We start from the raw sequence: 6,570 nt of genomic DNA, 5'->3' as shown, positions 1-6,570 counted from the left end.
CGGGCAAGCGCGCTCCTACAGGCGATTGTGCCGCCCATCCCGTAGCAGTCCGGCTTGCCGGCGAGGCGATCTCAGGTCCGCCATCGTCCGAATGCGACCCCTGACCCCTGTGGGAGCGGGCTTGCCCGCGAAGGCGTCATTACCGACACCACTGCACCGTCCGACCCACCGCCATCCCCGTAGCAGCACGGCTTGCCGGCGGGAGCGGTGTGTCAGTCACACATGTATCGCCTGATACGCCGCCCCCGCCGGCAAGCCGTGCTGCTACGGAAAGGTGTTGCCTCAGATAGCGTGTACAACGCCCACAAAAAAGCCCCGCATTGCTGCGGGGCTTTTTGTTACGGCCTGGATAAGGGCTTATTCAGCAGCTTCCTCTGCCACTTCAACCACCTTCACCTTAGTCACTTCATCGCGACGCTGGATGTACTTCCAGTCAGCCTCATCAATGTAAATACCCGCAGGCCCGCTGCCGCCCTCAAGGTCGATCGCCACATGCGCCGATACCTGAGGCTTGACGCTCGCCAGGATAGGCACGAAGCCCAACTGCAAGCTTGTTTCCAGCAAGGCAGCCTGGTTGCGTTCGTCGATGTCGGCCGCTTCGTCCAGGTAGTAAGGCAGACGCACACGACCGGCCTGTTCGCGGTCCATCAGGTGCAGCAACAAGTACATGTTGGTCAGCGCCTTGATGGTCATTGTAGTGCCATTGGACGCCGCGCCATCGATGTCAGTGTGGATAACCGGCTGGCTGTTGACCTTGGTAATCTCGAACGCCAACTCGAACAGGTCCTTGAGACCCAGCTGGTTGTGGTTCGCCGCCACCAGGCGCGCCAGGTATTCCTTGGCCTCTTCGTTCTTGTTGTCCTGCTCTGCGCTCTGGCTCAGATCGAACACCGACAGCGTTTCGCCTTCTTCGTACTGGCCGGCGCTGTGGATAATCTGATCGATGTGCTTGAGCGCTTCCTTGTTGGGAGCGAGCACGATACGGAAGCTTTCCAGGTTGGAAACCTGACGACGGTTGATCTCCCGGTTGAACAACGCCAGTTGGTGTTCAAGGCTGTCGTAGTCGCTGCGGATGTTGCGCAGGGTACGCGCGATATCGGTCACGGCCGCACGACGGGCCTTGCCCAGTGTCAGCGCTTCATCGGTGCGGTGAGCGTACGCGTTGATCAGCAGCTGCAGACGGCGCTCCATGTCGTCTTCACTGTCGAACTTGGCCACACCCTTGAGGCGCACCTGCGCATACAGCGCCTCGATCTGGCCATCGCAGCGCAACAGGCCCTGCCAGCTGTCCTGATAGTCGTTGAGCAATGGCAGCAGGTTGTCCAGCGAGTCGTCCACCGGCTCCATGAACGGAGTACCAAATGGCAGATCCGCAGGCAGCAACTGACGGCGACGCAATGCGTCATCCAGTGTGCGCTGCTTGGATTCCAGATCTCCGATCTGGCGGCCCACCAGTTGCAGCTTGGCCGAGAGTTGCTGGACGCGTTCGGTGAAGGCATCGCTGGAACGTTTGAGTTCGTCCTGCGCCGCTTCCATCTGCGCCAGTTGCTCCAGCTTTTCGCCTTCCTCTGCACTCAGGGTCTGAGTACGGCGGAAGTCTTCCAGTGCCTTCTGCGCATCCAGCACCTGCTGGTACAGGGCTTCGGTCTGGGTCTTGCTGGCTGCGCGGTCCGCGGCAACGGCCTGCTGGGTTTTCAGTTGCTTGAGTTCTTTCTCAAGACGCTCTTTCTGGTCGCGCAACGCCGCACGGTCGGCCTGGGCCTGCAAGGCAGGTGGCTCGATGTGCGACAGGTTGATCGACAGGCCAGGCACTTCGAAGCGCTCGCCCTTGAAGCCATCGAGAATCGCTTCCAGGGATTTGACCCACGCCTCGCCGTCATCCAACGCAATGCCTTGCTCGCCCAGCGGCAGGCTGAACAGCGCGCTGTTGAACAGGCGCATCAGGCGCTCGACATCCGGTTGCGAGAACTCTTCGCGCAGGCGGGCATAGCTGTTGTTGTCCGCGTGATCGAGCTGCTGCTTGACCGACTTCAGGCGTTTTTCCAGATCGCGCAGACGCTCGTCCAGATCTTCGGCGCTGAACTGCCGAGACTGAGCCAGCGCGCCGGCCAGTTCGTCGTGGGCATCCTTGGCCGCGAGCAGTTGCTGTTCGAGAGTCTTGACGTTATCCACAAGCGCGAAGCGGTTTTTCAGCACTGCCAGTTCGCCGATCCAGCGCTGGATGTTGCTGATCTCACGCTCCAGGCGCATCAGCTCCTGCGTACCGCCACGCTGATCGTTCTGCAGGGCATCCTGTTCGCCACGGTAGTGCTCGGCCTGAATGACCAGCTCCTCCTTGCGCGCGTTGGAATAGTCCTGCCAGGTGCCCAAAAGCGAATCGAGCAAGGGCGACAGGCGATGCAGCTTGCCGCGCAACACGTCGCGCTGTTTCACGCCGTTGGCCAAGGCCTCGACCAGCGGGCCGGCCAGCACCAGAGCGTTGTAGTCCTGCTCCATGCGTCGCACATCGCGGAAGGCTTCTTCGCACGCAGCGATGTAATCGACACTACCGGAGCGCAGGCTGTGCTCGAACGCATCGAGGAACAGTTGCTTGAGCTTGGCGGCGGTGATTTCGCGCATGTGCAGCAGGTTGATGAACAGCGCGCGGAAGGTTTTCAGGCTCTGTTCACTGGTTGAACGCAGCGGGATCAGCGTCAGGTCCAGGGGGATCGACGTGTGGCCGCCCACCAGCAAGCGACGCAGTTCATCGGGCTTGAGCTCATAGGCTTTCAGGCCCTGGCTTTCCAGATTGGTGAACAGCTCTTTCTGCCGCAGGCAGGTGTCGTTCTTCTGGTAATGGGCCAGGTCCAGCTTGCCGGCGTAGGCAAAGAACTGGTGACCGAAGCCGCCGCCCGGGCCGCGACCGACCACGCCGATGACGTGCGGGCCGTGGGGCAGGGACACTTCTACCAGGATGTAGCTGGTGTCCGAAGCGAAGTAGAAGCGACGCGACTGATCCAGGCTGTACTTGCCGAAGGACATGTCCGACATGCGCGCCAGAATCGGGAATTGCAGCGCGTTGATCGACGCACTCTTGCCCAGGTTGTTCGCGCCGTACACCGACAACGGGTGTTCCAGCGGAAACAGCCCGAGGCTGTAACCGGCTGTGTTCAGCAGGGCGAAGCGGCGGATGCCGTAGCGTTCCTGGCTCATGCGTCAAGCTCCTGTTCTTCGGCGATCGCGCGGGCCAGGGCCTGCTCTTCGGTTTCTTCTGATTCGTCAAACTCGGCCAGATCCAGCGGGTCGTCGGTCTGCAGGAGTTTTTCGTCGCTGTCGTCATCGATCAATACAGGCGTCGGCAACGGCAGGTCGCTGTGCAGGCTGGCCGCCAGGTCGCGGTCCTGCTGGACCGACAGGCAGACGTCGAGGAAGCGGTGCATCGGCGGCAGGAAGCGGTAGATGCCGACTTCTTCTGCGGCAAAACCCAGTTGGGTCATGCGCCGCATGATCTTCTCTTCCAGCTCTTCCTGGGTCTGTACTTCGGCCTGGAGGAACAGGTCGCGGTACTTTTCCAGCAGCGAAGGCAGCTCGTCACGGCCAAGGCTGCCGCCATCGAGCACGGCCACCGGGTCACGGCCCTGGTCAGCCAGGTGTTCAACGAGGATGAAGGTGAAGAGGGCCAGGCGCTGGGCGGTCTTGTTGACCTGCGCGGCGGCAAGGTCCGGCACGAAGTAGTAGAAGCCGCGGGTGTCGCAGACCAGCTCGAAGCCCAGCGCCTTGAACAGCGTGCGGTACTGGTCCTGCGCGTTCGACAGTTGGGCGTACAGCTCCGGGTCGCGGCGGCTGATGTGGTAGCCCTTGAACAGCTCGCGAAAGATCGGCGCGAGCTGGGACATTTCAGATAGATCAAGATGCATGGGCGGTGCCCTCGGAATTCTCTGGGGTGGCGTCTTTGCTCGAGAGCAGGGCGAAGGAGCGCAGGCTGACGCGGTGCTCCTGGGTCAGGTATTCACGGCGTTCCAGACGCTCGCGCTTGAAGCGTTTTTCCCGCGACAGGCGCGAGAACCAATACAGCAATTCGTCGGTGGCGCCGGTCGGCTCCTGTTCCAGCAGCCAGACCATCAGGTCCGGCATCGGCAGGGCTTCTTCGCAACGCTCGACCATTTCCTTGACCGTGCGCGGCGCCCTTGGCGGCTCGCCCTTGCGGGTCAGGCTGGCCTTGGGGAAGCGCGCCGGTTTCGGCTCGAAACGGGCCAGGGCATAGACGTAGGCTTCAACCTGGTTCGCGCTGCCCAGGAAGGTGCTTTGCGGACGGGTGAACATCGGCATGGCGGCCTGCGGAACAGCGTCGATGCCCTTGCGGCGAATGGCCGACAGGGCCAGCGCCGCGCCACGGGTCACGGCGTTGTGGCGGCGGGCCTCTTCGCGCAGCGGCAACAGCAGCTCGCGGGCGTGGCGCAGGGTCAACTGGGCGCTGGTCTGCATTTCGAGGATGCGCGCGTGGGTGCGCAGCAGCATGTCATCGTCAACAAGATGGCCTAGGCGCTGCTGGTCGCTGAGCATGCGCAGCAGCACGTTCTCGACCTTGCGCACGCCCTGTTCGAACGCACCGTCGGCATTCACCAACTGGATCATCGGCTCGACGTATTCATCCCAGGTCGCCAGGACTTCGGCGTAGCGCTGGCGCAGCGGGATCTGCCGGTCGCTGGTCTTGGCGCGTTCGGCCACAGACACCAGTGCCTGTTCGTCGTTGGCGAGTTTTTTCAGCACGTCACGCACGCGCATGTCGAGCAGGCGCAGCTGACGGGCGAGGTCGTTGGCGTCGCGGGCTTCGAAGGCTTCCTGGATGTAACCGGCCAGCCGCTCCAGATGGCGCAGGTAGGCTTCGATCTCCAGGCACAGGCCCAGGCGGTGCTCGCGACGCAGATAGGACAGGAAGTCGTGGATCTGCGCGTTCAGCTCGAAACGGTTCGGGCTCTTCGCCACGGGCACCAGAATATCGAGGCGAATCCACACGTCCAGCAGGTTGGTGATGTCCTGCGGCGTGCTTTCCAGTTGCTGGGCGGCCAGCTGCACGCGCAGCTCGCTCAGGCTCAGTGTGCCCTGGTCGAAATGCTCGCACAGTGGCTCAAGGAGCGCCCAGTGTTCGGCAAGGGCGCGCAGGACGCGCTTAGGTTCGATCATCGGATGGCCGCTGGTTGGCAAATAAAAGCGGCAATTGTACTGCATCGCAGGGGTTGGTTTTCACCCTCAGTCGATCAACTGCGGCGTGATCGGCCGAAGGTCTGTAGAATCCCGGTCCTGACTTTATCCACAGGTGGCTGTCCCGTGCTCAACGAGCCTAGACGTCGCGCCTTTCTGACCGCCATGCAGGTGGTCAGCTGGCTGCCACGCACCGAACTTCCCTTTGCCGCGCCTTCGCGTCCGGAGCTTCTCGCGCCATTGCCGGTGTTCGAGGACGAGGTAACGCAGCCTGCGCCTGCCGCTGTCGAACGCCAGCAGCCTGGCGATGCCGTGGCTGCGAATCCTGCGCCTGCTGCGCGGACGATCGAACGCCCGAAGATCGAGGTGCCACGCCCTTCGTCCGCTGCCAAGCCTGCGGTCAAGACGGCCGAGCCGGAAGAGGCGGCAGTGGTGGCCAAGGCGCCAGTCGTTCCGCCGCCGCGTTTTTCCCTGCAATTGCTGCGTGCCGGCAGTTGCCTGTTGCTGGTCGAGCTGGCCACGGGTGAGCCCTTCCAGAGTCGCGATCCTTCCTATCTGTTGCTCAAGGACATGCTGCGCGCCGCCGGTCTGCCTGACAGTCCACAGATCATTGGTGAGCCCGTGCGTTGGCCGCTGCTGGTGCGTGGACAGATGGATCAGGGGCCGGAAGCGGCTAGGGATTTCGTTCAGGGTTTTCTCTACGCTCGCATTGAAGAAGAGCCCTGCACCTGCCTGTGGCTGATCGGACTGCCGGCCGTGCGTTTTGCTGGTGAGGCTGACGCCGAGTCCTACAATCTAGAATTCCAGGTCGAAGGCCTGGGTTCGGCCTGGGCGCTGCCGGGTCTTGAACTGTTGATGGACGAGCCTCAGCGCAAGGCCGACGTTTGGCGTGCCATGCGTCAACTGATGGCACGTTGGAAGACTGTGAATGAGTGATGCCGTAACGTTTCGCCGCATGACCGAAGCAGACCTGGATGCGGTACTGAAGATTGAATACGCAGCGTTCAGCCATCCCTGGACCCGCGGTATTTTTCTGGATGGCCTGAAATCCTACGAAATCTGGTTGATGTTCGAGGGCAATCAGCAGGTCGGGCATGGCGTGATCAACGTCATCATCGACGAGGCGCATTTGCTCAACATCACGGTCAAACCAGAGAGCCAAGGCCGCGGGCTGGGCCTGTTGCTGCTGGACAAGCTGATGAAGCGCGCCTACGAGATCAACGGCCGCGAGTGCTTCCTGGAGCTGCGCGCGAGCAACCAGTCTGCCTACCGTTTGTACGAGCGCTATGGCTTCAACGAAGTAGGCCGCCGCCGCGACTACTACCCTGCGGTCGGCGGGCGCGAGGACGCGCTGGTCATGGCCTGCACATTGGTTGAATAACCCGTACC

General features: G+C 62.2%; 5 protein-coding genes. 2 read left to right on the top strand and 3 right to left on the bottom strand.

Going from position 1 to position 6,570, the window contains the following annotated elements; translation table 11 throughout:
- Positions 1-357: 357 nt before the first annotated feature.
- From mksF to mksB, 3 genes are read right to left on the bottom strand one after another with little or no spacing between them, the layout of a single operon-like run.
- Positions 358-3,192: an Mks condensin complex protein MksF gene (gene mksF, locus NPS29_RS12030; protein WP_274132787.1), complete on the bottom strand. Its 2,835-nt coding sequence runs from the start codon at positions 3,190-3,192 to the stop codon at positions 358-360.
- On the bottom strand, positions 3,189-3,896 hold the full coding sequence (gene mksE, locus NPS29_RS12025) for an Mks condensin complex protein MksE (RefSeq protein WP_274132785.1): 708 nt from the start codon (positions 3,894-3,896) through the stop codon (positions 3,189-3,191). Before mksE ends, mksF begins: the two co-directional genes overlap by 4 nt.
- Positions 3,886-5,163: an Mks condensin complex protein MksB gene (gene mksB, locus NPS29_RS12020; protein ID WP_274132783.1), complete on the bottom strand. Its 1,278-nt coding sequence runs from the start codon at positions 5,161-5,163 to the stop codon at positions 3,886-3,888. The genes mksE and mksB overlap by 11 nt, the downstream gene beginning before the upstream one ends.
- Positions 5,164-5,307: 144 nt before the next feature.
- On the opposite strand from mksB, the gene NPS29_RS12015 reads away from it, so the two are divergent.
- Together NPS29_RS12015 and rimI are read left to right on the top strand one after the other, a co-directional pair.
- On the top strand, positions 5,308-6,117 hold the full coding sequence (locus tag NPS29_RS12015; RefSeq protein WP_274132782.1) for an energy transducer TonB: 810 nt from the start codon (positions 5,308-5,310) through the stop codon (positions 6,115-6,117).
- Positions 6,110-6,562 carry a ribosomal protein S18-alanine N-acetyltransferase gene (rimI, locus tag NPS29_RS12010; protein ID WP_274132781.1) on the top strand — a complete coding sequence of 151 codons (453 nt, stop codon included), beginning with the start codon at positions 6,110-6,112 and terminating at the stop codon, positions 6,560-6,562. The genes NPS29_RS12015 and rimI overlap by 8 nt, the downstream gene beginning before the upstream one ends.
- The last annotated feature ends 8 nt before the right edge of the window (positions 6,563-6,570 follow it).

The sequence above is a fragment of the Pseudomonas putida genome (genome assembly GCF_028682175.1).
GTDB classification, from domain to species: Bacteria; Pseudomonadota; Gammaproteobacteria; order Pseudomonadales; family Pseudomonadaceae; genus Aquipseudomonas; species Aquipseudomonas putida_AD.
Note: the sequence above shows the minus strand (reverse complement) of the source record. Positions and strands in the feature narration are given on the sequence as shown.